The organism is Tessaracoccus antarcticus, from assembly GCF_003688855.1.
Classification (GTDB): domain Bacteria; phylum Actinomycetota; class Actinomycetes; order Propionibacteriales; family Propionibacteriaceae; genus Arachnia; species Arachnia antarctica.
This window is the reverse complement of sequence record NZ_REFW01000001.1, coordinates 603,147-628,734: the sequence shown is the minus strand read 5'-3', so window position 1 is coordinate 628,734 and position 25,588 is coordinate 603,147. Positions and strand designations below refer to the sequence as shown.

Annotated in this window: 23 protein-coding genes; 9 read left to right on the top strand and 14 right to left on the bottom strand. The window is 67.4% G+C overall.

Annotated elements, in window-relative coordinates; all coding sequences use genetic code 11:
• The first annotated feature begins 128 nt into the window (after nucleotides 1–128).
• Nucleotides 129–5,990 carry a multicopper oxidase domain-containing protein gene (locus EAX62_RS02650; protein WP_199711075.1) on the top strand — a complete coding sequence of 1,954 codons (5,862 nt, stop codon included), beginning with the start codon at nucleotides 129–131 and terminating at the stop codon, nucleotides 5,988–5,990.
• A 194-nt stretch (nucleotides 5,991–6,184) separates the two neighbouring features.
• Here EAX62_RS02650 and dhaK read toward each other — a convergent pair whose 3' ends face one another.
• Nucleotides 6,185–7,180: a dihydroxyacetone kinase subunit DhaK gene (gene dhaK, locus EAX62_RS02645; RefSeq protein WP_121900103.1), complete on the bottom strand. Its 996-nt coding sequence runs from the start codon at nucleotides 7,178–7,180 to the stop codon at nucleotides 6,185–6,187.
• Between the two features lie 75 nt (nucleotides 7,181–7,255).
• The gene (gene dhaL / locus EAX62_RS02640) at nucleotides 7,256–7,888 is read right to left on the bottom strand and encodes a dihydroxyacetone kinase subunit DhaL (protein WP_121900102.1); all 633 of its coding nucleotides are present in this window, start codon (nucleotides 7,886–7,888) and stop codon (nucleotides 7,256–7,258) included.
• A 222-nt stretch (nucleotides 7,889–8,110) separates the two neighbouring features.
• Between dhaL and EAX62_RS02635 the strand changes: the two genes are divergently transcribed.
• Nucleotides 8,111–8,848, top strand: coding sequence for a GntR family transcriptional regulator (locus EAX62_RS02635; protein ID WP_121900101.1), 738 nt, complete (start codon nucleotides 8,111–8,113; stop codon nucleotides 8,846–8,848).
• A gap of 6 nt (nucleotides 8,849–8,854) precedes the next feature.
• Here EAX62_RS02635 and EAX62_RS02630 read toward each other — a convergent pair whose 3' ends face one another.
• From EAX62_RS02630 to EAX62_RS02610, 4 genes are all read right to left on the bottom strand, one after another.
• Entirely contained in the window at nucleotides 8,855–9,646 is a 792-nt protein-coding gene (locus EAX62_RS02630; RefSeq protein WP_121900100.1) for an HAD-IA family hydrolase, read from the bottom strand.
• Nucleotides 9,643–10,512 carry a class II fructose-bisphosphate aldolase gene (locus EAX62_RS02625; protein WP_121900099.1) on the bottom strand — a complete coding sequence of 290 codons (870 nt, stop codon included), beginning with the start codon at nucleotides 10,510–10,512 and terminating at the stop codon, nucleotides 9,643–9,645. The genes EAX62_RS02630 and EAX62_RS02625 overlap by 4 nt, the downstream gene beginning before the upstream one ends.
• A gap of 292 nt (nucleotides 10,513–10,804) precedes the next feature.
• Nucleotides 10,805–11,002 (bottom strand): hypothetical protein, encoded by a 198-nt coding sequence (locus EAX62_RS02615; RefSeq protein ID WP_121900097.1) that lies wholly within the window; start codon nucleotides 11,000–11,002, stop codon nucleotides 10,805–10,807.
• Nucleotides 11,003–11,058: 56 nt separating this feature from the next.
• Nucleotides 11,059–12,309, bottom strand: coding sequence for a sensor histidine kinase (locus EAX62_RS02610; RefSeq protein ID WP_233557779.1), 1,251 nt, complete (start codon nucleotides 12,307–12,309; stop codon nucleotides 11,059–11,061).
• A 125-nt stretch (nucleotides 12,310–12,434) separates the two neighbouring features.
• Here EAX62_RS02610 and EAX62_RS02605 point away from each other — a divergent pair, with 125 nt between their 5' ends.
• Nucleotides 12,435–13,079, top strand: coding sequence for a response regulator transcription factor (locus EAX62_RS02605; protein WP_121900095.1), 645 nt, complete (start codon nucleotides 12,435–12,437; stop codon nucleotides 13,077–13,079).
• Between the two features lie 156 nt (nucleotides 13,080–13,235).
• Here EAX62_RS02605 and EAX62_RS02600 read toward each other — a convergent pair whose 3' ends face one another.
• Nucleotides 13,236–13,826: a hypothetical protein gene (locus tag EAX62_RS02600; protein WP_121900094.1), complete on the bottom strand. Its 591-nt coding sequence runs from the start codon at nucleotides 13,824–13,826 to the stop codon at nucleotides 13,236–13,238.
• Nucleotides 13,827–13,978: 152 nt separating this feature from the next.
• Here EAX62_RS02600 and EAX62_RS02595 point away from each other — a divergent pair, with 152 nt between their 5' ends.
• Both EAX62_RS02595 and EAX62_RS02590 read left to right on the top strand, forming a co-directional pair.
• Nucleotides 13,979–14,173 carry a helix-turn-helix transcriptional regulator gene (locus EAX62_RS02595; protein ID WP_121900093.1) on the top strand — a complete coding sequence of 65 codons (195 nt, stop codon included), beginning with the start codon at nucleotides 13,979–13,981 and terminating at the stop codon, nucleotides 14,171–14,173.
• The gene (locus EAX62_RS02590) at nucleotides 14,160–14,588 is read left to right on the top strand and encodes a hypothetical protein (protein WP_121900092.1); all 429 of its coding nucleotides are present in this window, start codon (nucleotides 14,160–14,162) and stop codon (nucleotides 14,586–14,588) included. Before EAX62_RS02595 ends, EAX62_RS02590 begins: the two co-directional genes overlap by 14 nt.
• Before the next feature lie 81 nt (nucleotides 14,589–14,669).
• Here the strand turns inward: EAX62_RS02590 and EAX62_RS02585 are convergent, their stop codons facing one another.
• Together EAX62_RS02585 and EAX62_RS02580 are read right to left on the bottom strand one after the other, a co-directional pair.
• The gene (locus EAX62_RS02585) at nucleotides 14,670–15,335 is read right to left on the bottom strand and encodes an O-methyltransferase (RefSeq protein WP_121900091.1); all 666 of its coding nucleotides are present in this window, start codon (nucleotides 15,333–15,335) and stop codon (nucleotides 14,670–14,672) included.
• A 34-nt stretch (nucleotides 15,336–15,369) separates the two neighbouring features.
• Nucleotides 15,370–15,792, bottom strand: a complete 423-nt coding sequence (locus EAX62_RS02580; protein WP_121900090.1) for a (deoxy)nucleoside triphosphate pyrophosphohydrolase — start codon at nucleotides 15,790–15,792, stop codon at nucleotides 15,370–15,372.
• 56 nt (nucleotides 15,793–15,848) lie between these two features.
• On the opposite strand from EAX62_RS02580, the gene EAX62_RS02575 reads away from it, so the two are divergent.
• Nucleotides 15,849–18,938, top strand: coding sequence for a DUF3427 domain-containing protein (locus EAX62_RS02575; protein WP_121900089.1), 3,090 nt, complete (start codon nucleotides 15,849–15,851; stop codon nucleotides 18,936–18,938).
• 3 nt (nucleotides 18,939–18,941) lie between these two features.
• On the opposite strand, the gene EAX62_RS02570 is transcribed toward EAX62_RS02575, so the two are convergent.
• Together EAX62_RS02570 and EAX62_RS02565 are read right to left on the bottom strand one after the other, a co-directional pair.
• The gene (locus EAX62_RS02570) at nucleotides 18,942–19,742 is read right to left on the bottom strand and encodes a hypothetical protein (protein WP_121900088.1); all 801 of its coding nucleotides are present in this window, start codon (nucleotides 19,740–19,742) and stop codon (nucleotides 18,942–18,944) included.
• A gap of 139 nt (nucleotides 19,743–19,881) precedes the next feature.
• Nucleotides 19,882–20,376: a flavodoxin domain-containing protein gene (locus EAX62_RS02565; protein WP_121900087.1), complete on the bottom strand. Its 495-nt coding sequence runs from the start codon at nucleotides 20,374–20,376 to the stop codon at nucleotides 19,882–19,884.
• Between the two features lie 118 nt (nucleotides 20,377–20,494).
• Here EAX62_RS02565 and EAX62_RS02560 point away from each other — a divergent pair, with 118 nt between their 5' ends.
• Nucleotides 20,495–21,625, top strand: coding sequence for a 6-phosphofructokinase (locus EAX62_RS02560; protein WP_233557778.1), 1,131 nt, complete (start codon nucleotides 20,495–20,497; stop codon nucleotides 21,623–21,625).
• On the opposite strand, the gene EAX62_RS02555 is transcribed toward EAX62_RS02560, so the two are convergent.
• Complete coding sequence (locus tag EAX62_RS02555; protein ID WP_199711074.1) at nucleotides 21,578–22,624, bottom strand: glycosyltransferase family 4 protein; 1,047 nt, start codon at nucleotides 22,622–22,624, stop codon at nucleotides 21,578–21,580. The two genes, EAX62_RS02560 and EAX62_RS02555, sit on opposite strands and share 48 nt — an antisense overlap.
• 183 nt (nucleotides 22,625–22,807) lie before the next feature.
• Here EAX62_RS02555 and EAX62_RS02550 point away from each other — a divergent pair, with 183 nt between their 5' ends.
• Nucleotides 22,808–23,569 (top strand): hypothetical protein, encoded by a 762-nt coding sequence (locus EAX62_RS02550; protein WP_121900084.1) that lies wholly within the window; start codon nucleotides 22,808–22,810, stop codon nucleotides 23,567–23,569.
• A gap of 13 nt (nucleotides 23,570–23,582) precedes the next feature.
• Here the strand turns inward: EAX62_RS02550 and EAX62_RS02545 are convergent, their stop codons facing one another.
• Nucleotides 23,583–24,008: a VOC family protein gene (locus EAX62_RS02545; protein ID WP_121900083.1), complete on the bottom strand. Its 426-nt coding sequence runs from the start codon at nucleotides 24,006–24,008 to the stop codon at nucleotides 23,583–23,585.
• A 133-nt stretch (nucleotides 24,009–24,141) separates the two neighbouring features.
• Here EAX62_RS02545 and EAX62_RS02540 point away from each other — a divergent pair, with 133 nt between their 5' ends.
• Nucleotides 24,142–24,744, top strand: a complete 603-nt coding sequence (locus tag EAX62_RS02540; protein WP_199711073.1) for a DsbA family protein — start codon at nucleotides 24,142–24,144, stop codon at nucleotides 24,742–24,744.
• Nucleotides 24,745–24,777: 33 nt separating this feature from the next.
• Here EAX62_RS02540 and EAX62_RS02535 read toward each other — a convergent pair whose 3' ends face one another.
• Nucleotides 24,778–25,575, bottom strand: coding sequence for an HAD-IIA family hydrolase (locus EAX62_RS02535; RefSeq protein ID WP_121900082.1), 798 nt, complete (start codon nucleotides 25,573–25,575; stop codon nucleotides 24,778–24,780).
• Nucleotides 25,576–25,588: the final 13 nt, after the last annotated feature.

Here is a 25,588-nt window from a genome sequence, read left to right as displayed (position 1 = left end):
CCTCGCGAATGAGCCCTGAGAAACTTTATTATTATTTTTCTCAAATAGTGGCCTGATCTGCTACTTCGGGTAGTAGCATCCGAAATGCGGTCATTGTTGACCGTTTTCACATACTCGGGGGAGTTCTCATGCTGCACAAATTGATGGTCAGCCGCGCCCTAAAAGTCGCCGCAGCCGCCGCCATGATCGCGGCACTCAGCGTGCCAGGGGGTGTTGTCTCTGCCACTGCAGCACCAGCAACACCCACCGACGCCACCGTGGTTCCCCACTACTTCGGCCCATGGCCGAACTGGGCCAACAGTCCCCTCACCCTTTCCACGGCCGCCGTCACCATCGGTGGCCCCGGCAGTGGCGCGACAGGAGTTGCCGAGGTCGACCCGGTCACGGGAGGCATCAAGAGCATCGCCGTCACGTCACCGGGCCACGACTACGGCGCGGCCACCACAGTGGCCATCGGCGGCAGTTCCGGCACACCGGCGACGGCAAGCGCCACCATCAGCACATCCGGGGTGGTCATCGGCTTCACCGGGATCGTGCCCGGTGCCGGCTACACATCGTTCGACACCGTCCTCAGCGGCGGCGGCGGATCGGGAGCCACAGCGATCGCATCGGGAGGGGTCGATGTCATCGCCATCGGTAGCGGTGGCGCCGGCTACGTCATGCCCACCATTGACTTCGACCTGCCGGATGATCCCAACGGCACCATCGCCAAGGCACACGTCCCCAGACTCGCCAACGGCGACGCTGAGGATGGCCTGGACAGCAACGGCACCGTCATCGCCGTGGTCATCGATGATCCCGGCTCCGGCTACACCACCGCCCCTGCCGCCGCGATCCTCAACGGCACCCAGTTCGACCCGGTACCACTCGCCGACGGCGGTAGCCCCGCAGACATCACCACGACAATCGCACTCTCGGCCGTCAACGTCCTCGACTTCGGCTCCGGCTACACGAGCGCACCCAGCGTGGCCATCAGCGACCCGTTGGGCTCCGGCTCCGGTGCCGCCGCCGCCGCGCTCAGCGACATCGGGGCGGTCACAGCGATCTCCGTCGACAGCCCAGGGGACGGCTACCTCACCAAGGGCATGAAGAAGTTCGTGGATGACCTCCCGGTCACCTGCACGCCCGGGGACGCGGCCAACAACTGCCCCACTGCCCCAGGGGCCAAGTTCATCCCCAACGCCGTGCCACAGGAGAAGACGTACAACGGCGTCAAGGCTGACGAGTACGTCATAGGACTCGTGCAGTACCGCACTTCGTTCTCCTCGGAGATCCCCCAGGGCACCCTGGTGCGGGGCTATGTCCAGCTCGAGACCGCCGACAACGCCTCCATCAGCCAGCACGTCGCACTCACCAACGAACTCCAGAACGGCACGAAAGTACCCGTGGCGGGCGGCTACTTCGGGGTCACCTCACCGCAGTACCTCGGCCCGTTCATCGGCGCCAGCAAGAACAAGCCGGTCCGCGTGGTCTTCCGCAATCTGCTGCCCACCGGCACCGCCGGCGATCTCTTCCTGCCCACGGACAGCAGCATGATGGGCTCGGGTATGGGCCCGATGGCGATGATGGATCCGACCGATGACAAGACGGTCACTGACGAGATCCGCAACCCGGCGTGCAGTGAATTCCCCAAGCCCCAGGGCTGCTTCGCCGACAACCGGGCGACGCTGCACCTGCACGGCGGCATCACGCCGTGGATCAGCGACGGTACGCCCCACCAGTGGATCACCCCCGCCAACCAGACCACGGGATGGCCGCAGGGCGTCAGCGTCGAAAATGTTCCGGACATGACCGAAGCCGACGGCTCCGTCACCTGCGCCGCAGCAGACGACGGCTGCTCGACCTTCTTCTACACCAACCAGCAGAGTGCGCGGATGATGTTCTACCACGACCACTCGTGGGGCATCACCCGGCTCAACGTCTATGCGGGGGAAGCCGCGGGCTACACCATCACCGATGATGCGGAAAAGAAGCTGGTCGCCGACGGGGTCATTCCCGGACCCGCCGACACGCTGCCACTCGTTTTCCAGGACAAGACCTTCGTGCCCTCCGACGGGCAGTTGTACGACACCCAGAACGCCGACGGCACCACGGCCACCTACGGTCAGGACCCCACGTGGAACAAGGCCCGATGGGGTGGCGCCGGCAGCCTCTGGTACCACCACGTCTACATGCCGGCGCAGAACCCCGGGGACCCCTCCGGCATGAGCGCCTACGGCCGCTGGATGTACGGCCCCTGGTTCTGGCCGCCGGCATCCGACACCAAGTACGGAACCATCCCCAACCCCTACCACGACCCTGCCTGCAAGCTTGACGTCCCCTCGACCTGGACGTACCAGAGCGATCCGTTCTGCGAGCCGGACGAAATCCCGGGAACGCCGAACGTCTCGGCCGGCATGGAACAGTTCAATGACACCCCCGTGGTCAACGGGGTGGCCTACCCCAAGGTCACCCTCGAGCCGAAGTCGTACCGCATGCGCATGCTGAACGCGGCCAACGACCGCTTCTTCAACTTCCAGTGGTACGTGGCCGACCCCGATCCGGCCAACGGCAACGGGAAGACGGAGGTCAAGCTCAACGAGGCGGAACTGGCTGCCGCCCAGACTGACACCAACGTCTCCCCCACCCCGGCGGACGCACGCAACAACGCTGCGGGACCGGACTGGATCCAGATTGCCAGCGAAGGCGGCTTCCTTCCTGCCCCTGCGGTCCTCGACGGCCAACAGCCGGCAACATTCATCACGGATCCGACCAGGTTCGACGTCGGTAACGTCGACAAACACTCGATGCTCATTGCACCGGCCGAGCGGGCTGATGCCATCGTCGACTTCTCCAAGTTCGCCGGCAAAACGCTCATCCTGTACAACGATGCTCCCGCCGCCTTCCCGGCCCGGGTCCCGTCGTACGACTACTACACAGGCGCGCCTGACATGAGTCCGGTGGGCGCACCCACCCCCCTGCCGGGGTACGGGCCCAACACCCGCACCATCATGCAGGTGACCATCGCCCCCACCGCCCCCGCACCAGCCTTCAACCTGACCAAACTCCAGACCGCTTTCCGGCACAGTGCTACCGGTACGGGAGTCTTCGAGTCGAGCCAGCACCCCGTCATCGTTGGCCAGGCTGCCTACAACAGCGCCTACGGGACGTCCTTCGCCGCCTCGAGCAACTGCAACGCACCCAACAGCACGGCCACCCGCTGCGACGGACTCGTGAGGGTGAGTGACACCATGAACTTCGGCTTCAACACCCTGAAGGCCCAGAACGCCAAGATGACGTTGCCGCTCGGACCGAAGGCCCTGCACGACGAGATGAACTCGACGACCTTCGACGAATACGGCCGGATGTCAGCCACCATCGGAATCGAGGCGCAACCCCCGACCCCCGGTGCGCAGAACGTCACGCTGTACCCGTTCACCAACCCCGCCACCGAGCTCATCGACGGCACCAACCTGCCCAAGGTCGACTTCGCACTGGACGCCAACGGGTTGCCCGCGAAGGACGTCAAGGTGAGCGCCATCAGCAGCGCCACGGACGGGACGCAGATCTGGAGGTTCACGCACAACGGCGTCGACACCCACCCCATCCACTTCCACCTCTATGACGTCCAACTCGTCAACCGCGTCACCTGGGACAACATCATCATCCCCCCGGAACCGGCAGAACTCGGGTGGAAGGACACCGTCCGGATGAGTCCTCTCGAGGACACCATCGTGGCGCTGCGACCCATCATCCCGAAGGTCCCGTTCGAGGTCCCGAATGCCATTCGGCCCCTGAACCCGATGATGCCGCTCGGATCCACGGCCGGCTTCAACAACACGGACCCGCAGGGCAATCCGACGTCGCCGATCGCCAACGCACTCGTCAACTTCGGGTGGGACTACATCCTCCACTGCCACATCCTCAGCCACGAGGAGATGGACATGATGCGCCCCGTCAGCCTGGCGATGCCGCCACGACGTCCCGACGGGTTGGCCACGACGATGAACGGCACCGGAAACAGCGCGAGGGTGGTGCTCACATGGAACGACAACTCGATCAGTGAAACCGCGTTCGTGGTGCAACGGACAACGGTGGGCGCCACGACGTGGACGGACGTGCAGACGATCCCGTCCCCGCTCGACCAACCCAACCTCCATGGCGTCAGATCCTTCACGGACACGACGGCGGACGGCAGCATCCTCTATCGCTACCGCGTCGTCGCACTCAACACCGTCGGCTACGGCGGTGCCTACCCGAGCCTCACCGTCTCCTCGGTCTCCGACGAGGCGAACTCCCTCACCGCACCTGTCGCACCCACCAACCTGGCTGCGAGCCTGCAGGCAGGTCCCGGGGTCGTCCTGACATGGCAGGACAACGCCAACAACGAGTCCGGCTTCATGGTGGAACGCTCCGCCGATGCAGGTGCCACCTTCACGACGATCGCCACCACCGGCGCCGCAGCGAACACCGGCACCTACACCGACACCACCCCCGTCATCGGCAGCACCTACTCCTACAGGGTCTCGGCGGTGAACGCGGCGGGCACATCCGCCCCGTCCAACACCGTCACCATCGGGGTCCTGCTGCCCGGCACCCCCACGGGCGTCACGGCCATCGCAGCGCGGCAGGGCAACACCGCACTGATCACCGCCAAGTGGACCGACGTGCTGAACGAGACGGGCTACACAATCCAGTGGAGCACCACCCAGGCCTTCACCTCGGTGGCCGGGACGGGTACGGCACAGGCTGATGCCACGACCTTCACGACTCCCGCTGTCTCGTCCAACTCGACCTGGTGGATCCGCGTCCGCGGCAGCAATGTCGTCGGCGTATCCGCCTGGTCCACCCCCGTGATGGCGGCTGATCCGGCCGCTGCCCCGACAAACCTGACCGCAACCCTGCAGTCCGGTCCCAGGGTCAGACTGACCTGGCGGGACAACGCCACCAACGAAACCGGCTTCATCGTGCAACGCTCGGCCAACGGTGGTGCCACCTTCACAACCGTGGCGGCACCCGGTGCCAACCGGAACACGGGCACCGTCACCTGGACCGACACGACCGCCCTGGCCGGCAACACCTACGCCTATCGGGTCTCGGCGGTGAACGCATCGGGCACATCCGCCCCATCCAACACCGTCACCGTCGCGGTCCTGCTGCCCGGCACCCCAACGGGTGTCACCGCAACGGCGACACCACGAGGGAACAACACCCAACGCGTCACCCTCGTCTGGGGTGATGTCGCGAACGAGACTGGCTACACGATCCAGTGGAGCACCACTCAGGCCTTCACCAGGGTCTCGGGCTCGGGCACGACGGGTGCCAACGCCACGACATTCACCACTCCGACCATTTCCTCTGGCTCGCTCTGGTGGTTCCGCGTGCGCGCATCCAACGTCATCGGCGTTTCCGGTTGGTCGACCCCGGTGCTGGTGGGGAATCCGCCGGCAGCCCCGACGACCCTGACCGCAACCCTGCAGTCAGGCCCCAGGGTCAGACTGAGCTGGCGGGACAACGCCATCAACGAATCCGGATTCGTCGTGCAACGCTCCGCCAACGGTGCGGCCTTCACGACGATCGGCACACCCGGTGCCAACGGCAACACCGGCACCGTCACCTGGACGGACACCACGGCCATCACCGGCAACACCTACGCCTACCGCGTCACGGCGGTGAACGCCGCGGGCACGTCCGCCCCCGGCAACACCGTCGCCGTCGCGGTCCGGCTTCCGGTGACACCGGCCGCAATCCGGGGAACTGCGGTTCGCTCGGGCAACAGCGAACGCATGACGATCGCTTGGGGCGACGTGGCGAACGAGACGGGCTACACCATCCAGTGGAGCTCCACGCAGGCCTTCACCAGGGTCTCCGGCTCGGGCACAGCAGCCGCCAACGCCACCTCCTTCACCACCGGGCGGATCTCCAGAACCACGTGGTGGGTGCGTGTCAGCTCCACGAATGCCCTGGGTACCTCCAGTTGGTCCACACCCGTGATGGTGGCTTCCGCCTGACGCCAGCATCACCCTGACACCAGCCCAGCGCCACACCCCCGAGGGTCGCTGGGCTGGTCCACGTCCAGCCCCACCTGACACATGGGGTCCCCGCGGTCCTCACTCCCGGGGAGGGACGCCGTGAGCCCGTCGCCCGTGACGCGGAAAGTCCGGCTGGCCGGTGATCCAGCCAGCCGGACTTTCCGCCGGTGATGTCAGAAGATGCGCACGACCGTGGAGGCCGGCGCCTCCAGAAGGCGCTCGATCTCGTCGTCGAGCCGGACCAGCGTCAGGGAGGCGCCCGCCATCTCCAGCGACGTGCAGTAGTTGCCCACGTAGCTGCGCGCGATGGTGATGCCCTGGTCGGCGAGCTTCTGCGCGGCGATGCCGTAGAGCAGGTAGAGCTCGCTGATGGGTGTGCCGCCGAGCCCGTTGATCATGAGCGCCACACGGTCCCCCTTCTCGAACGGGAGGTCGGAGACAACGGCGTGCAGGAGTTCGTCCACGATCTCGTCGGCCGACGTCAGCTTCGCGCGTCGCCTTCCGGGTTCGCCGTGGATGCCGACACCCACCTCCATCTCGTCGTCGCCCAGGTCGAACAGGGGCGACCCCTTGGCAGGCGGCGTGCAGGCTGTCAGCGCGATGCCCATGGTGCGCGTCACGGAGTTGACCTTCTCCCCGATGGCGACGACGTCCTCCAGTTCGGCACCCTCCTCCGCCAGCGCACCGCAGCACTTGATGACGAAGAAGTTACCGGCGACGCCTCGACGGCCCACGGTGTACAGGGAGTCCGTGACGGCCACGTCGTCGTTGATGAAGAGGGTGGCCACCTTGATGTCATCGGCCTCGGAGAGTTCGGCCGCCATCTCGAAGGCCATCTTGTCGCCCGTGTAGTTGTTGACGAGCAACAGCACGCCCTTGTCCGAGGCGAGCCGCTTGGTGGTCTCGTAGACGTAGTCGCTGGGCGGGGCCGCAAAGACGTCACCGGGGCAGGCGGCGTCCAGCATGCCGGGGCCCACCACCATGACGTGGGCGGGTTCGTGGCCGGACCCGGATCCCTGGACGATGCTGACCTTGTCGTGGCGGGGCGCGTCCGAACGCATGATGAGGTTGTACTCGGGGACGTAGGTGATGGTGTCAGGGTTGGCCAGGGCGATGCCCCTGAGCATCTCGGGCACGAACTGCTTGGGGTCGTTGAGGAACTTCTTCATCGGTACCGCTCCTTCGAGGGTGGGTGGGTGTGGGTGGTCGGGTCCGCTCCGGCGTCGGCGCCGGGCGGGGTGAAGTCAGCGGTGGGGCCAGGCCTCGGCCAGTTTCTCGATGAACACGGCCACGCCCATCGCACCCGCGTCCACCGAGCCGATACTGCGTTCACCGGTGTAGCTGGCGCGGCCACGCCGTGCCTGCAGTCCTGCTGTCGCCTCGGCGGTCTGCCGTGCGGTCACGGCCATGGCGGCAAGGCCGTCGGAGGTGGTGGCGCCGCCGGCCATCTCTGCCTCGAGGGTGTCGATGGCGGGGACCAGCGCGTCGAGGAGGGTCTTCTCCCCCAGCTCGGCCTGCCCGCGCGCCTTGATGCCGTCCACGCAGGAGCGCAGGGCCGCCACGACGTCGCTGGCGCTGGCCTCCCCATGGCCCTTCAACGCGCTGCCGGCGCGCAGGAACGCGGTCCCCCAGATGGGTCCGGAGGTGCCCCCGACGCGCGACATGATGGTCTTGGCAACCTTCTGGAGGAAGACGCCCGGATCGGTGCGGTCGTAGTCGCCCCATTCCTCGAGGACCCGCTCGAACCCGCGCGCCAGTGAGTAGCCGAAATCGCCGTCCCCGACCACGGAATCCAGTTGGCAGAAGTACTCTTCCTGCTCCAGTGCCGTGTCCGCGATGCTGTGGACGACGAACTCGACGTCCTCCTGAGTGGTCATCCCGTGCCCCTCCCCTGATCGTGCGTGCATGTCACGTCGTCGAGGGGGATCACGATGGTGACGGATCGGCGTTGATCGTCGGGTCGAAACCAAGGTGGCGACTGGGTGTTCTAGCCCAGTATAGTCAGGACTTTACCGCGCTGGGGTGGATCGAGATGCGCCCACGCGACGCCTGACGCCAGCAGGACCCGCGTCGGACGACCCGATGGAAAGAGACACCACATGGCGCCCAGCACGCTCGACAGAAACTCCTCGGTTCCCCTGTACGTGCAGATCGAGAACGCGTTGCGGAGCAGCATCGCTGATGGTGAGTTCAAGCCCGGGGACCGGATCCCCTCCGAGGTGTCCCTCAACGACCTCTTCGGCTGTTCACGCATGACGGTGCGCGGCGTTCTCAATGCCCTGGTCGACGACGGCCTGCTCTACCGCGTCCCCGGCAAGGGCACTTTCGTCACGGAACAGAAGATCTCCGCCCGATCTCCGGCGTACCGGGGCATCCGGGAACAGCTGGAACAGATGGGTTTCACCACCACCACCGAACTCGTGACCCGGCGCGCCACGATCCCCGGCGAATCGGTGCGCACCACACTCCGGACGGACCGCAGCGTGGACGTGCACGAGATCGTCAGACGACGCCTCGTCGACGGCGTCCCCGTCAGCCTGCACCGCTCCTTCGTGCCCGTCCCCCTGGCCCCGGACCTCGCCACGGACGACGTGGTGGGTGAGCAGCTGTGCGTCATCCTCGAGCGGGAGTACGGCCTGCGACCCGCCCGCACCATCGAGCAACTGGAAGCCGTCGCCGCCACCCGGCAGGAGGCGAAGTTGCTCGGCGTCGCCGAGGGGGCCCCGCTGCTGCTGCTGGAGGACACCATCTCGGAGCAATCCGGCACGGTGTTCGAGTACTCGAAAATACTTTTTCGCGGCGACAGGATGAAGCTGCACTTCGACTACACCACCTGAGCCGCCTCAGGCGGGGGCGTGAGCGTCGATGACGCGGCGCAGGAACGCGAGGTCCACCACGGCGTCGCCATTGGGGGCCAATCGAGCGGGGTCGTCGACCACGCGCGCCGGCGCGGAGGGCTCCCCCAGATCCGTCAGCACCACAGCGGCTCCGGTGAAATCCTCCCCGGCCGTGTAGCCCGACAGGGTGACCACCACGGGCAGGCCCGCGGACACTGCTGCACGGCAACCCACGCCGGAGTCCTCGACCACCACGGTGTTGGCCGGGTCCGAACCGAGTCCCCGGAGGGCATGGAGGTAGATGTCGGGTGCGGGCTTCTTGCGCTCGACGACGTCGCCGGCGAACACTTTCACGCAACGCGCCGCGTCGCCGCCCACCACAGAGGTGAGGACGGACTCGACGGACGCCACGGCGGAGGTGGATGCCACCGCCAGGCACCAACCGGCCTCCAGCCCTTCGTGGATGAGACGCGCGACCCCCGGCCGGGCCGCCAGCGCACCGTCGGCCACCAGCTCGCGGAAAATTCTGGACTTCACCACGTGCCACTGGCCAACGACGTCGAGCCGGCTGTCCGCGTCATCGGACATGCCGAGGGCGGCGGCCCGTTCAGCCGTGAGGAAGCTCATGAGACGCTCCTTCCCACCGCCGACCCGGAGGAGATCCGCATAGGTGGAGTCGTCCCACTGGATGGGCACGCCAAGTTCCTCAAACATGTGATTGAAGGCCACGAGGTGGCCGTCGCGCTCGGTGTCGGCCAGAACACCGTCGCAGTCCAGGAGGAGGGTGGGGGTGCTCATCGGGAACCACCCGACGCGCGAGCCACGGACCCGAACGCCTCCAGGTGCGCCGTGACGGTCTCCGCCACGCGGGCAGAGATGGCGTCGAAGACAGGCAGGGGCTCCCAGCGGTTGGCATCACGCGCAGTGCGGAGCGCCTCGGCCGAGGCCTCCATGTAGATGCGCTTGATGGCCGTGGAGACGTTGATCTTGGAGACGCCCGCGTCGATGAACGTCCTGAACTCGGCATCGGTGAGTCCGGTGCCGCCGTGCAGCACGATGGGCATGTCGCTCAGCTTTCGCAGTGCCGTGACACGGTCCGGTCGCAGGACGGGGCGGCCCTTGTAGAGCCCGTGTGCGGTGCCGAGTTGGGGAGCGAGGAGGTCGGCGCCCGTCTCCGCCGCGATCTCGACGAGTTCGGATTCCGAGTAGGCATGCGTCAGGACGTCGCTGCCCACGCCGTCCTCCACCCCCACGATGTTCTCGATCTCGGACTCCACCTCAACGCCGCGGGCGTGGGCGAGGTCGACCACTCGACGCGTCTGCTCCCTGGCCTCGGCCAGTCCCAGGTGGGAGGCGTCGAACAGTACCGACGACCACCCGGCCCGCACCACGTCCTCGATCACGGACACGTCCGGGCAATGGTCGAGGTGGAGCGAGACCGGGACGGTGGCGGCGTCCGCGGCAGCATGGAACATGGCCGTGACGAGGTCAACACCCATGGCGCGTGCGGTCCGAACCGAGAACTGGATGATGACGGGCGATCCTGCGGCGGAGGCCGCCTGCACCACGGAGCGCAGGCTGAGGTCATCGAAGACGTTGAACGCTCCTACGGCGTAGCCGCCCTCCTGTGCCTGCCGAACGATGTCAAGAGTGGATGCCCTCATAGCCGCCTCCGGTGCGTCGAAAAAGGATCACGAACCCTTGTGACTATACCTGTCTAGACTGATATGGGCGGGTTCCACCTCGCGAGGCCCTGCGCAGTGGAAGTTCCTGATGCCGAACCAGTGGGCATCGAGCCGCAGGTAGGAGCCCGAGTCCACCACGTGCAACGTGGCGAAGTTGCGGGCCGAAACGTCCTGCGACCCGATCAGCCGATCGCCCTCGAACACCCCCAGCGTCAGGGACCACTCCTCCGGGGTGATGGCGGCCCTGGCCCTCCACAGGAACTGCTGGCTTTCACGCAGCCGACGCTGGGGGGGCCTTGGTCCACCAGTCGAAGACGTGGTGGGCGTTCTCGTCGGCGAACAACGGGGACGAGATGAGCTCGGCATAGGACGGCAGGTCGCTGTCACGCAACACCCGCAGCGTGATGTCTCCGGCCGTGACCCGCAGTCCGAAGGGCGGATACAGGGCTGCCAACGCGTCTTCAGTCATGTCAGACGACACTACGAGTTACCGCCGTGGGAGGCCACGACTTCACCCAACCGCCCTCAGGCGATGGGTCGCGGGACCCGGATCGTTGCGAATGTCCCCCCACCCACGGGGCTCACGAAGTCCAGCGTGCCGTCGAACGGGGCCAGCCGGCGACGGATCCCCGCGATACCGCCACCAGCAACATCCTGACCCTCCGCGCCACCCAGGCCGTCGTCGAACACCTCCACCACCACGTTCCCCTCCGACTCCGACAACGTCATGGTGACCCGGCTGGCCGACGAGTGCTTGATGGCATTGGTGAGCAACTCCGACACGGCGAAGAACAGGGCCGACTCCACCGACCCGACGAGCCGGCCCTCCAGCGACGAGGTCACGTCGGTGTCGATGGGACTGGACGCGGCCAGAGCGCGGAGCGCGTCCGGGAGGCCGCGGTCCGCCAGCACCGGCGGGCGGATGCCTCGCACGAGCGTGCGCAACTCCTGCAGCGCGGTGGCGGAGTCGTTCTTGACGTCGTCAAGAAGGGCGAGCGTGGCGTCAGGGTCGTGCCTCATGAGGCGGGACGCCTGTGTGATCGTCATGCCGATCGTCACGAGTCGCGCCTGGGCGCCGTCGTGGAGGTCACGCTCAATCCGCTGGATCTCCGCCTCCTGCATGTCCAGCGCCGTCATCCTTGTGGCCGTCAGTGTGCGAACCCGTTCCTCCAGGTTGTCCGACACCTCGCCCGCCAGCATGAACCGCACCCAACGGCGGTGGAGACGTTGGACGAGCCGCGCCAGTGGTGGGGCGAGGACCAACATCACAGCCATCGAGCCGAGGAGAAAGAACGTGTCCCCCGGGAAGAAGAACCCCTGGAGGCCCACGTAGAGACCACTCAGCACGAGCCCCCAGGGCACGGCGGCACCGAGGACCGTGGCCACCGGATTGAGAAGGTGCCAGTCAAGGTCTCGGGCGCGTGCGGGATCACAGAGCTGGGCGCGCACTTGGGCCAGGCCCCCGGGCGCGACAGCCGGGGGCTCCTCGTAGCTCGCGGAAACCTCGCGCGTCCCCGTCGTCGACGCCCACCGCCGCTGGTTGTCGGCGTCCCACCGAACCTGGTCGAAGGCCCCGTCGAGGCCGCCGAACCCCAGCAGGGACAGCAGCGCCGTCACTGCGAAGCGCAGCATCGCGAGTACCTCGAACGCGGCGAAGCCCACTAGCCGCAGGGAGTCACCCATGGTGGCGGTGTCCTTCAGGAGTCGCCGACTCAGGCCGCCGCTGCGCGTCCGGGGCCCAGTGCGACGTCGTGACCGTTCAGGGAGGGCTTCCATGCCCCTCAGCATGCCCGGTCCCCACCTGGTTGTCGGTGGTGCACACACCACTGTTGGCGACCCGTCCGTGCGGGTTGCGCCGGGACTGGGGCATGCTGTGAGCGTTGGAGGAGCGGAGGTGGGTCATGCGGGTGTTCGTTGCCGAAGACCAGTTCCTGCTGCGCCAGGGCCTGGAGAAACTTCTGACCAGCCACGGCGTCGACGTCGTCGGTAGCACCGACTCGGGGGCCGGGTTGGTGGCCGCCATCGTGGGATCCGCCGCAGACCTCGCGCTCCTCGACATCCGGATGCCCCCCAGCAACACCGACGAGGGCATCCGCGTGGCCCTGGAGCTGCGACGTCTGCGTCCGGGCTTCCCCGTCGTGCTGTTGTCGCAGTACGTGGAGCAGCTCTACCTCGACGAACTCCTCACCGACGGCGGCTCCGGGGTGGGGTACCTGTTGAAGGACCGGGTGTTCGATGACGTCTCGTTCGTGGCGTCGCTGCGGAACGTCGCCGAGGGTGGCACCGCCGTCGATCCGGCCGTCGTGACGGCGCTGATGCAGCGCCGGAGCGTGGCGCAGAAAATGCAGCGCCTGACACCGCGCGAGGTGGAGGTTCTGGGACTGATGGCGCAGGGCCACGCCAATCCCTCCATCGCGGCGCTGTTGTTCGTCACCGACAAAGCGGTGCAGAAACACATCAACTCAATTTTCGCGAAACTCGACCTCCAGGACGCCGCCACAGCCGCGCGCCGAGTGCAGGCTGTCCTCACCTACCTGCGCAGCTGACCGACCTGCCGCAGCCCCCAACGAACAACCACACGTTGATCCCTGAGTAGCCCCGCGACGAAGGAGCAGGGCGTATCGAAGGGCTCCCCGCACAGGCACCTCGACGAACAACTCGGAGCACGCCCTGTTTCGTGCCAGGGAACGGAGAACTCCGTGTCAGGAGGGGGGCGTGAAGATCCTGGCCTCCCAGCCAAACTGTCGTGCAGCCTCGACGGCATGGGGATCGGTGGCGGTGAAGTGCACGCCACCTGCCGCGACCACTTCCCCCAGCTGGTCCTGCAGCCTCGCGTGGGCGAGGGCGAGGACGTCACTCCCGGGCTGGTCGGCGGTGGGAGTGAGCAGCAGCGGGCTGAGGTGGCCCAGGCCGTGGCCCTCGAGCTCAGCGACGGCCTGCCCGGCATCCTCCGTCAACAGGAACACCGGCGTCTCCGCCCCCAGCAGGTCCTCGATGAGCTCGACTGTTTCCTCCGTGGGCGCATCAGGCCCCAGGAGGGTGCTCAGCGACAGGACTGCCAGCTCCCCGCGACGCAGGAAGTTTGCGATCCGCCACGGGGCCGGGGTGACGAGTTTGAAGACCTGGACGGTGGACAGCACCACCCGCACCGGCCCCTGTCGGGTCTCCAGGGTGACGGACTCCTCGTCGCGCCCCGTCACCACGCCGACGGTGTCGGTGGGACGACCGTCCTCCAGCCGACGACGCACGGTCACACGTTGCCCGTCCGGCACCGATCCCAGGGATTCGCTCATGCCACGGACACTAGCGCCACGGCACCCCCTCACCACACCCGTGTCGCGTCCGACCCCCAGTCGCGGACCCTGTGTCAAGCCTCCTTGACACACCCAGCAGTGACAAGTACGCTTGACATGTCAAGGTAACTTGACATCGAGAGGAGGTCGACATGCAGAACGACATCCGCCAGCTTCGCGTGGCCAACGACATGTCCCAGAAGGAGCTCGCCGAGGTGCTGAACGTCTCGCGCCAGACCGTCAATTCCATCGAGACGGGGCGCTACGACCCGTCGCTACCCCTGGCCATCGCCATCGCCCGCCACTTCCACCGCACAGTCGAGGAGATCTTCCATGTCGAGAATTGAAATGACATCCCGCCAGAAGGCCATCATGCTGATGATGGCCGCAGTGGGCCTGACGATACTCGTGGGGGTGGGCCTGCTGCTGCGGGAGCGGGCCCCCGGCAACATGGGCAACGGCTTCCTGGTCGGGGCGGGCGTCGCCATCGTCGCGGCGCTCATCATGGGCTGGCGTGCCACGCGCTCGCCCTCCGCCGCCACCTCGTTCGAGCGGGCATGGACCTCCCTCGGTGACGAACGCGACGACGCCGTGCTCACCAAAGCCTTGGCCTTCCTGGGCGTTCTGGCGCTGCCGCTGACAGGCGTGGCGGCCCTGGCCATCGGACTGGGCGCCGACGTGCCCATGGTCCTGGTTTTCCTCATGACCGCCGAGGCGTTGGCGGGAATCATTGCCTTCGCCGTCACACTGCGCCGCAACTGACACAGCGGCTGGGTGGGGGCCGTGGGACCGTGATTCCCTCCCTGCGGTCGCGCCCCACCCGGCCGCCCCGGGCGCCTCCACTCAGTCGAGAACCCGTGCGATCGCGAGGCCGTCGTGGCCCTTCGTGCCGACGGTCTGAATGGCCACACCGTCGAGACGCGGGTGATGGGCCATCAGCTCCAGCGCCCGCCGGGTGCCGACCACATCGGGGTCACAGTTCCCGGGCTCGACGATGCGGCCCTTCCGCACCACGTTGTCCAGCACCACCAGCCCACCGGGACGGGTCAGCTTCACGGCCCACTCGACGTAGTGGGGGTTGTTCTCCTTGTCGGCGTCGATGAAGACCATGTCGAACTGTTCCTCGTCAAGGAGCAGCGGCAGCGCATCGAGCGCCGGGCCCACACGCACCTCCACCACCATGTCCAGGCCCGCGCGGGCGATGTTGCCGCGCGCAACCTCCGCGTGACGGGGTTCGTACTCGAGGGTGACGAGCCGCCCGTCAGCAGGCAGAACACGGGCGAGGCGGATGGTGCTGTAGCCGCCGAGCGTGCCGATCTCGAGGATGCGTCGGGCGCCCACGAGTCCGGCGAGCAACTGCAGGAGCTTGCCCTGATTGGGTGCCACCGCAATCTGGGGCAGGCCCGCAGAGTCACTGTCGCGCAGGGCGGCCGTCAGGACGTCGTCGTCGGGCGCGAAGAGCGGGTTCAGGTAGTCGTCGACGTCATTCCAGATCTGGCGGTTGTCCATGTCATCTCCTGTTGTGTGGCCGAGCATCCCCACGCTATTGCCGCAGGGGCCGCCTTGCGAGGCGGTCCGCGATCAGGGGCAGGGCGGCGCGGTCGCTGGGAAGCCACTCGACGTCGCCCAGCGTGGCGGAGTCCAACCAGCGAAGCTGGTCGTGCGAGTCCACGGGACGCGGTTCACCCTGGGCGCTGCACCACCAGAGTTCCATCTCCAGCGTCGCCGAGATCGGCCACCTGCCGCCCGCGGACGACTCCAGTCGTCGCTCCACCCGGACGCTCAGGTCAAGCTCTTCCCGGATCTCCCGGGCAAGCGCCGCCTGCGCTGATTCACCCTCCTCCACCTTCCCACCGGGAAATTCCCACTTCCCGGCCGGCGGGGTGGAGCGGCGGGCAGCAAGGACGTGGCTGGGATTCTCCACATCGTCGACGATGAGGGCCCCCACCACCAGCTGTTTACCCATGCGCATCTCCTTGGTGTTCGTGCACGCCCCGGTCAGGCTATGCCACCCTGGTCACCATGGCTGATGAGCTGGTTGCGGGCCTCTACGAGCGACTGCTCACCGCCACACTGCGCGACTCCCTGCCCGACGGGCTCGATCTGTCGGCCCTGACAGGGGCCGTCGACGCCTCTGACGAACCGCTCGTGCTGACGCGCTACCTCTCGGGCGTCATCCACGACGCCCTCCTGCGGCAGAAGGATCCGGGGCGCCGACTCGCCCTGGCCAATAATCTGCTCCACCACTTGCAGCACACCGACCAGGTACTGGCCCCCACCCGGGAGCTGTTGTCACTGTCCCCGCCGCCGCAGCCGGGGAGCGCACCCCTGTCGCTGGTGCGCCCCACCACCCGCCTGTCCGACCCGGCGCTCCTGACCAATGCACCCGCGGAACCCTCCATCGGCTCCGAGCTGCAGAAGGAAATGCCCTCAGCCGACCGCGTCGACCTGTTGTGCGCGTTCGTGAAGTGGCACGGCGTCCGTGTCCTGGAGGAGCAACTCATCGACCTGAAGGAGCGCGGCACACCTCTGAGGGTGGTGACCACCACCTACATGGGCGCCACCGAGCGTCGCGCTCTGGACCGGCTTGTCCGCGACTTCGGCGCCGAGGTCCGCATCCAGTACGACGCACTGCGCACCCGGTTGCACGCCAAGGCGTGGCTCTTCGAACGCGACACCGGCTTCGACACGGCCTACGTCGGGTCCTCCAACCTCTCGCGGGCCGCCATGCTGGACGGGCTGGAATGGAACGTGAGGCTCTCCCGGGTGGCCACACCGACGTTGCTGGACAAGTTCCGGGCGACGTTCGAGTCGTACTGGAACGACCGGTTCTTCGAGCGCTACGACCCAGACGTCGACGCCGACCGGCTGGACGCTGCCCTGGCCCGTGCCGGCATGGGCACGTCACCCGGCGAAGTTGCCCTCGACCTCTCCGGCCTGGATGTGCGCCCCTACCCGTACCAGCAGGCCATCCTCGAGGCCCTGGCAGTGGAGCGGGAGGTGCACGACCGGCACCGGAACCTCGTGGTGGCGGCCACCGGCACGGGGAAGACGGTCATCGCGGCGCTGGACTACCGGGAACTGGCGCGCGGCGTCGACGGTGAGCGACCGTCGCTGCTGTTCGTGGCACACCGGCGGGAGATCCTGCAGCAGTCGCTGCGGACCTACCGCGAGGTGTTGGCGGACGCGAACTTCGGCGAACTGCACGTGGACGGCCAACAGCCCCAACGGTGGAGGCACGTCTTCGCGTCTGTGCAGTCGCTGCACTCCGCCGGTGTTGCCACCCTGGACCCGGCCGCGTTCGACATCGTCGTCATCGACGAGTTCCACCACGCCGAGGCGTCCACCTACCGCCGTCTCCTCACGCACTTCACCCCCACGGAACTACTGGGCCTGACCGCCACCCCGGAGCGGACCGACGGCGTCGACGTGCGCCAGTTCTTCGACGGCCGCACCGCAGCAGAGCTGCGCCTCTGGGACGCGCTGGAGGCGGAACTGCTGTCGCCGTTCCACTACTTCGGCCTGGCCGACGGGACGGACCTCAGCCAGCTGAAGTGGTCGCGGGGGCGCTACGACGACGCCGCCCTGTCGAACCTCTACACCGGCAACGACAGCCGCGCCCGGATCGTCCTCAAGCAGCTGCAGGACAAGGTCCTGGATCCCGGCAGCATGAAGGCGCTGGGGTTCTGCGTGAGCGTCGCGCATACCCACTACATGGCGGCGGTCTTCAACCGGGCCGGCCTGCCATCCGCAGCGCTGAGTGGCTCCAGCGGCCGAAGCGAGCGCGACAACGTGCTGGCGCGCCTGCGTAGCGGCGAGATCGTGTGCGTGTTCACCGTCGACCTGTTCAACGAGGGCGTCGACCTGCCCGACGTCGACACACTGCTGATGCTGCGGCCCACCGAGAGCGCCACCATCTTCCTGCAGCAGCTGGGCCGTGGACTGCGGCGCAGCCCGGAGAAGGCGGTGCTGACGGTGCTCGACTTCGTGGGCCACCACCGCAGGGAGTTCCGCTGGGACCAGAAGCTGCGGGCACTCACCGGGCGCCTGCCGGGTCAGTTGGGCGACGACGTCGAGCGCGGCTTCCCGTTCCTGCCCTCGGGCTGCCAGATCGTGCTCGACCGCACCACCCAGACCGCGGTCCTGGCCAACCTGCGGGCGCAACTGCAGCAGGCAACGTGGTCCACGCTCGTCTCGGAGCTGCGCACCCTCGGCGAGACGGACCTGCAGGGCTTCCTGGCGGCCTCCCATCGCGACCTCGCTGACGTCCTGAAGAAGGGGCAGCGGTCGTGGACGGAGCTCCGCCGCGACGCCGGCCTACACACGCCCACCGGAGGTGACGAGGAGGCGCCGCTGCTGAAGCGGGTCCGCGCCTTCGCCCACGTCGACGACGATGTCCGGGTCCGCGGCTACCAGCAGGTCCTCGGCAGCGACGTGGCGTACTCCCGGCTTGACCCGACATCCCAGAGGCTCGCACGGATGGTAGTGTTCTCCGTTTGGCCCAAGCTCGGCTTCGACGGCTTCGACTCCGCCCTGGACGCCCTGCGCCGTGAGGCTGCCGTCGCCTCGGAACTGGGTCACGTCATGGACTTGGCATTCGACCGCAGCCGCACGCTGCCCATTGAGCTGGACGGACCCCTCGCAGGCCTGCCGCTGCGGGCGCACGCGCGCTATCAACGCGAGGAGATCCTCTCGGCGCTGGACCATGCGTCGCTGTCCAACCTGCCCGGCAACTTTCGCGAGGGCGTGCTCTTCGTGCCGTCGCTGAACGTCGACGTGCTGCTGGTGACCCTCAACAAATCCGGCAAGGACCGCTCCCCCTCCACGATGTACAGGGACTATGCCATCAGTGAGGACCTGTTCCACTGGGAATCGCAGTCGCAGACGTCGATCCAGTCGCCGACGGGACAGCGCTATGTGAGCGGCGCCAGCACCGTGCTGCTGTTCGTGCGCGATGACCCCAAGGACGACCTGGGGACATCGCCGTACACGTTCCTCGGCCGGGCGCGACACGTCAGCCACACGGGCAGCCGCCCCATCGCCGTCACCTGGCGCCTGGAGCGTCGCATGCCGGCCGATCTGTTCAACGCAGCCAAGGCCATCGCCGGCTGAGTGTCAGCCGTCGGTGCTGCCGGGTTCGGCGGGAGGCTGCACCACGGCTGGCGGTTCGGCAGGGGGCTCCACGGCGGCCGGCGGTTCGGCCGGGGCTTCGGCCGGGGGTTCCGGGGACGCCTGCTGCTCAGCAGGCTGCTCGGTGGGCGTTGGATCTGCGGAGGGCTGCTCCTGCGTGGGCTGCGCATCCGTGGTGGTCTCTTCAGCGGGCTGCTGTTGTGTCGGCTGTCCCTCCTCGGAGGGAACCGCACCCGGTGACTCCTCCAGCACCGGCTCCTCCGACTTCCCCGCGTCGGGGGAGTTGTCATTGGAGGAGGTGAGACCCGAGATGGTGGTACCCGTCCGGGTCTCGCTGCTGCCACCGGTGAACGAGGACACGGGTCGGCCAGTCGAGAGCTCGAAGGCCAGGATGATGGCCATGGTGGCGACGAAGAGCCCCACGGCGAGCAGGATGATGTGCTTCCACGGCAGGCCCCGCAGAGTTTCCGAGAGGGGCTTTTGGGGGGGCTTCGGGGGGAGGACCGCCGTGGCACCCGATGCGGGAACGGGTCCGTCCCCGGCGTTCGCGGAATCTGTGCGTGTGGGACGCCGGGTGCCCCGCCGGGTGTCGACGTGGGCCTTGGTCTTCTGCAGCGACTGCGTGTAGATCGAGCCGCCCACCGTGATGACAAGGCTTCCCAGGGCGGCACCAATGAGGGTGCCTGCAGCTCCCAGCGTGGACAACAACACTGCTGATGACACCGCACCCAGGGCGGAGCCCGCGGCGGCGAACCAGTTGATTTCAAAGGTTTTTGATGTGCTCATTGGTGCCATTGTCCACCTTGGGGTCGGTATTTCTGGTACGCCACGGTCGGCACCCGTCAGCCGGACCTCCGCCGACGCCCCTTTCCCGACGGCCGCGCTGAGGCTGCCGGCGCCCGCCCGGAGCGGTGCGTGCCCCTCGTCAGAGTGGGACGAGTTCGACGATCTCCCTGCCCCACGCCCGCACGGCCTTCTCGTCGACGTGGTCCTGCGCGGACTGCTGGAGGGTACGCAGGAACAATCGTTTGAACCAGGTCACCTTGTCCGGGGCGTACCGGCCCGCAAAGGACTCCAGCGCCACGGGGTCCACCCGGGACAGCACGGCCTTGTTGTACCCCAGCGATTCGTCGCGCTTGGACGGTTGCGCCGCGTTCAGGCACACGTTGAACAGTGCCACGCGCGTTGTGGAAAGTGTCGACTCATTGGCCGCCACCCAGGCCGAGGCCTCCGGGTACCACTGTCCCGCTTGGATTCCGCTGCCCAGCACCACGAGATCCCGCGACGACGCGTCCGGTCGGGTCCTGAGGTCCGCGACGTCGACGTCGTGTCCCAGCGCCCGCAACTCATCAGCGAGCAACGCCGCGATATCGGAGGCGGCCCCCGCCCGTGATGCCCAGCCGATCAGTATCCGTGCCATGGGTGGCACGCTATCCGCGCAATTCTTCAGACCCGCGGCGGGGTCGCCTTGCCTTCAGGCACTCACTTGGGAAACCGCCGCGATAGGGTCAAACCACTCAGTTGAGCAAGGAGGCACAGTGACGAAATCCAGCAAGCGTGTCGGGGTGTTGACGGCAGGCGGCGACAGCCCCGGACTCAACGCGGCCATCCGCGGACTCGGCAAGGCAGCGCTCGGGCGTCACGGGATGGAGCTCATAGGGTTCCGGGACGGCGTGCGTGGCTTGGCGGAGAACCGCTACATGGAGCTCACGTCCGCGAGCCTGTCGGGCATCCTCACCATCGGCGGCACCATCCTCGGCACCAGCCGCGACAAGGTCCACAGGATGGTGGTCGACGGCGAGCCGAAGGACATGATCCCGACCATCGTTGACGTCTTCGAGAAGAACAAACTCGACTGCCTCGTCATGCTGGGCGGTGGCGGCACCGCCAAGAATGCGCTGCGACTGTCGAAGGCGGGCCTCAACGTGGTGCACCTTCCCAAGACCATCGACAAGGACGTGGCGCACACTGACAACACGTTCGGCTTCTCCACAGCCCTGGAGATCGCCACGGACGCCATCGACCGGCTGCACTCCACGGCCCACAGCCACCACCGCGTCATCCTCGCCGAGATCATGGGCCACAGGGCCGGCTGGCTCACGCTGGGCGCCGGACTGGCGGATGGCGCCGACATCATTCTGCTGCCCGAAATCCCCTACACCGTGGAATCCATCGCCGAGACCATCCAGAGGCGCCGCGACCGGGGCACCAACTTCAGCGTCATCGCCGTCGCTGAGGGCGCACGCGACGTCCAGGCGCACGCAGACATCGCTGCCGCCGAGGCCCTCAAGGCATCGGCCAGCAGCCCTCAGTCCAAGAGTGCCGCCAAGGCGCACCTGGCCAACGTCGAGGACACCCACCGCGAGCACACCTTCAGGTTGGCCCGCGGGCTGGAGGCGGTCACCGGACTGGAGAGCCGCGTCACCATCCTCGGCTACGTCCAGCGGGGTGGCACACCCTGCGCTGAGGATCGGCTGCTCGGTACGCGCATCGGCTCAGCTGCCGCCGAGCTCATCGCCGACGGCGAGTACGGGATCATGGTCGCCTCGCGCGGTGAGGACACGGCACCCGTCCCACTCGAGGACGTCGCCGGCAACCTGGCGCTGGTCCCGCTGGACCATTCATGGTTGCAGGCGGCCCGCGATGTGGGCACCGGGCTGGGCGACTGACGGGGCCGTCGGCTGGTCCAGCAGCCGGCGGTACACCTCCAGGTAGTCCTCCACCATTCGTTCGACGCCGAACCGTTCGACGGCGCGCTCGCGCACCGCGTCGCGGTCCAGGCGCAACGCGTCGGGCAGCACTGCGACGGCTCCCTCCACGTCTGACGCGAGGTACCCGGTGATTCCCGGTTCCACCACCTCACGCATCGACCCCAGGGGATACGCCACCACAGGGGTCCCGCAGAGCATTGACTCCACGACGGACAACCCGAAGGGCTCCGCGAAGCTGATGGGATGCAGCAGGGCCGCGGCGGCGCCGAGCACGCGGGCGCGTTCTTCCGAGCCCACCGACCCCAGGTAGCGCACCCGGTCGCCGTCAATGTGCGGGCTCACCTGCTGGTCGAAGTAGTCGTGGTCGTGGATGGGGCCACAGATCAGCAACGGCCGGCCCACCGCCCGTGCGATGGCTATGGCCTCGGCCGTGCCCTTGTCCGGATGGATGCGTCCGAACGACACCAGCGCCTCACCTCCCGGACCAGGGGGCAGTTCCGTCACGTCTACGCCGTGGTGGACCGTCGCAATGTAGGAGAGATCGGGGCTGCGGTCGGCGTCGGAAATGGACACGAACGCGGAGCCGGAGCGTTGGTAGGCGGGCAGGATGCCGGGACCGGAGAACCCGTGGATGGTGGTGAGCATCGGCGCAGCGCAGTGCGCGTGGAATGCCAGCGGCAGCCAGTCGAGTTGGTTGTGGACGAGGTCGAACTCGGACGATCTCTCGAGTGCGTGCGCGACGTGCAACGCCTCCCACACACGACCGTCCATCTCCGGGTCCTCGGAATACGGGTGCGGTGACACCCCGTCCAGGGCGGCGGCGGTGACGGAGTCGAGCGTTGCGAACAGTGTGACGTCCACGCCCCGGGCCACGAGCCCCTCGGTGAGCAGACTCGTCACCCGCTCCCACGGTCCGTAATGCACCGGCGGGGTGCGCCAGGCGATTGGTCCCAGCATCGCGACCTTCACAACCGGTTCCTTCCTCAGAGGCCGCACCCGTGCCGACCTCGGCGTTGGTGCATGCCTGGCCCGATGCTAGTTGCCACGGTGGCACCCGGGCGGCATCGGCGGAGATCGCACAGTGCACGGTGCAGGACCGGGGCATGCGGAGAGCCCGGGGCGGCTGCCTACACTCGTGTGGTGACCTCCACCTCCCGCCGCAGGCTGCTTCTGGCCGGTGCCACGGTGCTGCTCTCGGGCTGCAGCGGCTCGGGGATTCCACCCCTGACTGAGGTGCGTGTGCCGGGCACCTGCCGCACCCCCGACTCCCTCGTGGAGTTCTCGACGCTCGGCGGAGCCACGCTGGGCTACGAGGTGGGGCGCACCTCAACCTCGTACAAGGCGGACCCACGGTTCGTCGAGCTGCTCGAGGCGTGGGCGGAGGACTGGTCCCCCATGAGCGGGCTGGGCGCGATGACCACCATCTGGAGCTACGGCGCCTACGTGGACAAGTGCGACTCGTTCCACGCCTCCGGCCGCGCCTTCGACATTGCCGAGGTGGAGCACGAGGGCGGATCCATCTCCTGCCGCTACGACGTCTGGGGTCCGGGCAGTGCAGTCCAGAACAGGGACTACTGGCGGCTGGCGGCGTCCCTGCACCTGCACTTCGGGTACACCCTCACGCACCTCTACGACGAGGCGCATCACAACCACATTCACGTGGACAATGCCGTCTCCGGGTGGGGCACCCCCACGTTCAGCCCCCGCTCGCGCGTCCAGGTGCAATTGGTGCAGGCAGCCTGCCGCGACGTGTTCGGCGCGGACGTCGAGATCAGCGGCAGCTACGACGAGCAGACGCAGTCGGCCCTGCGAACCATCCAGGCATCGCTGGGTATCACCCGGCCGCTGGGGGACGCCGACGGATGGCGTGAGTTCCTCCGCTTGACGGCGTCCGCAACGTGAGCCGTCCGCTGCCTCAGGACTGCGACGCCGGGATGTTCACCATCCACGTCACTCCGAAGCGGTCGGTCAGCTGACCGAAACGGTCACCCCAGGGCGCCTGCTCCAGAGGCAGGGTGACGTCGGCGTCATCCGACAGATGCTCCCACCACGAAGTGAGCGTCTCCGCATCACCACCGGCGGCATCGTCGCTGCTCAGCGAGACGGTGCCGTTCCCGCTCATGGGCATACCCGGAGGTACGTCGGCGGCCATGATGTGAATGCCTCGCTCAAGGTAGAGCGACGAATGCATGATCAGCTTGGCCGTGTTCGGATTGGTGTCGCCCATGCCCTCTCCAAAGGTCATGGAGGAGAGGTCGCCGCCCAGCACCCCGTGGTAGAAATCCATGGCCTCCTTGGTGTTGCCGTCGAACTGCAGGTACGGGTTCAAGGCAATGGACATCGGAAACTCCCCCTGGTTCGAGGTACACACCGTCGCGCACTCTCCCTGCCATTCTCCCCCTGCCCCCGGCGGGAGGGAACCCCCACGAGCAGCAGTTTCCGGCTGATTTGAATGCTGTGCTGAGATGGGTGGCATGACGACTGCTGTGGATTTCTGGTTCGACCCCGCCTGCCCCTTTGCATGGATGACCTCCCGCTGGATGCTGGAAGTGGAGAAGGTGCGCGACGTGAAGACCACCTTCCACGTGATGAGCCTTGCGGTGCTGAATGATGGCCGCGACCTGCCCGAGGACTACCGCGAGCACATGGACAAGGCGTGGGTCGGGGCGCGCGCCGCGCTCGCCGTCGAGCAGCGCCACGGCTCGGAGGCCCTGAAGGCGTTCTACACCGCCGTCGGGACCCGCTTCCACCCGGGTGGTGAGCCCCAGACCCCAGAGACCATCGGCAAGGCGCTCGCTGACTGCGGACTGGAGGCAGACATCGTCGAACTGGCTCAGACGGACGAACTCGACGACGACCTGCGCCGCTCCCACCACGAGGGTATGGACCCGGTGGGCGACGAGGTGGGCACACCCGTCGTCAGGATCAACGGCATGAGCCTCTTCGGCCCGGTCATTTCCCCCGCCCCCAAGGGCGAGGAGGCCGGGGACCTCTTCGATGGTGTCCTCAAGGTCACGGCCTACCCCGGTTTCTTCGAGCTCAAGCGCAGCCGCGACGTGGGGCCCATCTTCGACTGACCCTCGACCCTGTGCAGTCTTCGAGCCGGACCCCTACTCGTCCTCGTCCCGTGGTGCAGGCTCCAGCAGGTCGGCGATGCTGGCCATGACCTCGGTGGGACGGTAGGGGAACGTCTCGATTTCCTCGACACCCATGATTCCCGTGAGCACGAGGATGGTGTGGAGTCCCGCCTCGATCCCCGCGACCACGTCGGTGTCCATGCGGTCTCCCACCATCCCCGTCTCCTCGCTGTGGGCGCCGATCTTGTTCAGTGCCGAGCGGAACATCATCGGGTTGGGCTTGCCCACAACGTAGGGCTCACGGCCGGTGGCTTTCGTGATCAGCGCCGCAATGGCACCGGTGGCTGGCACGATCCCCTGCTCCGTGGGGCCGGTGGCGTCGGGGTTCGTGGCGATGAAACGGGCCCCGCCGGCGATCAGACGGATGGCTGTGGTCACCGACTCGAACGAATAGGTGCGTGTCTCCCCCACCACCACGTAGTCGGGATGCTGGTCCGTCATGACCATGCCCGCCTCGTGCAACGCCATCATCAGACCCGCCTCGCCGATGACGTAGGCGGAGCCCCCCGGCTGCTGGTCTTTCAGGAAATCGGCGGTGGCCAGCGCGGACGTCCATATCCGCTCCTCGGGGACGTCGAGGCCGGAGGCCTGGAGTCGGGCGGCGAGGTCTCGGGGCGTGTAGATGGAGTTGTTGGTGAGCACCAGGAATTCGGTGCCCTCACGCCGCCATTTCTCAATGACTTCCTGTGCCCCGGGAATGGCGGTGTTCTCGCGGACGAGCACCCCGTCCATGTCCGTGAGCCAGCACTTGATGTCCGCACGGGTTCGCATGACACCAGAGTAT

Bases quoted from the DNA above. Each gene is read 5' to 3' on its own strand.
- EAX62_RS02545 (WP_121900083.1), bottom strand. From the start codon at position 24,008: ATGTCCATTGCCTTGAACCCGTACCTGCAGTTCGACGGCAACACCAAG.
- EAX62_RS02565 (WP_121900087.1), bottom strand. From the start codon at position 20,376: ATGGCACGGATACTGATCGGCTGGGCATCACGGGCGGGGGCCGCCTCC.
- dhaK (WP_121900103.1), bottom strand. From the start codon at position 7,180: ATGAAGAAGTTCCTCAACGACCCCAAGCAGTTCGTGCCCGAGATGCTC.
- EAX62_RS02535 (WP_121900082.1), bottom strand. From the start codon at position 25,575: ATGCGAACCCGTGCGGACATCAAGTGCTGGCTCACGGACATGGACGGG.
- EAX62_RS02575 (WP_121900089.1), top strand. From the start codon at position 15,849: ATGGCTGATGAGCTGGTTGCGGGCCTCTACGAGCGACTGCTCACCGCC.
- EAX62_RS02615 (WP_121900097.1), bottom strand. From the start codon at position 11,002: ATGACTGAAGACGCGTTGGCAGCCCTGTATCCGCCCTTCGGACTGCGG.
- EAX62_RS02605 (WP_121900095.1), top strand. From the start codon at position 12,435: ATGCGGGTGTTCGTTGCCGAAGACCAGTTCCTGCTGCGCCAGGGCCTG.
- EAX62_RS02585 (WP_121900091.1), bottom strand. From the start codon at position 15,335: ATGGACAACCGCCAGATCTGGAATGACGTCGACGACTACCTGAACCCG.
- EAX62_RS02630 (WP_121900100.1), bottom strand. From the start codon at position 9,646: ATGAGCACCCCCACCCTCCTCCTGGACTGCGACGGTGTTCTGGCCGAC.
- EAX62_RS02650 (WP_199711075.1), top strand. From the start codon at position 129: ATGCTGCACAAATTGATGGTCAGCCGCGCCCTAAAAGTCGCCGCAGCC.
- EAX62_RS02635 (WP_121900101.1), top strand. From the start codon at position 8,111: ATGGCGCCCAGCACGCTCGACAGAAACTCCTCGGTTCCCCTGTACGTG.
- EAX62_RS02595 (WP_121900093.1), top strand. From the start codon at position 13,979: ATGCAGAACGACATCCGCCAGCTTCGCGTGGCCAACGACATGTCCCAG.
- EAX62_RS02570 (WP_121900088.1), bottom strand. From the start codon at position 19,742: ATGAGCACATCAAAAACCTTTGAAATCAACTGGTTCGCCGCCGCGGGC.
- EAX62_RS02600 (WP_121900094.1), bottom strand. From the start codon at position 13,826: ATGAGCGAATCCCTGGGATCGGTGCCGGACGGGCAACGTGTGACCGTG.
- EAX62_RS02610 (WP_233557779.1), bottom strand. From the start codon at position 12,309: ATGGAAGCCCTCCCTGAACGGTCACGACGTCGCACTGGGCCCCGGACG.
- EAX62_RS02590 (WP_121900092.1), top strand. From the start codon at position 14,160: ATGTCGAGAATTGAAATGACATCCCGCCAGAAGGCCATCATGCTGATG.
- dhaL (WP_121900102.1), bottom strand. From the start codon at position 7,888: ATGACCACTCAGGAGGACGTCGAGTTCGTCGTCCACAGCATCGCGGAC.
- EAX62_RS02555 (WP_199711074.1), bottom strand. From the start codon at position 22,624: ATGCTGGGACCAATCGCCTGGCGCACCCCGCCGGTGCATTACGGACCG.
- EAX62_RS02625 (WP_121900099.1), bottom strand. From the start codon at position 10,512: ATGAGGGCATCCACTCTTGACATCGTTCGGCAGGCACAGGAGGGCGGC.
- EAX62_RS02540 (WP_199711073.1), top strand. From the start codon at position 24,142: ATGACGACTGCTGTGGATTTCTGGTTCGACCCCGCCTGCCCCTTTGCA.
- EAX62_RS02580 (WP_121900090.1), bottom strand. From the start codon at position 15,792: ATGGGTAAACAGCTGGTGGTGGGGGCCCTCATCGTCGACGATGTGGAG.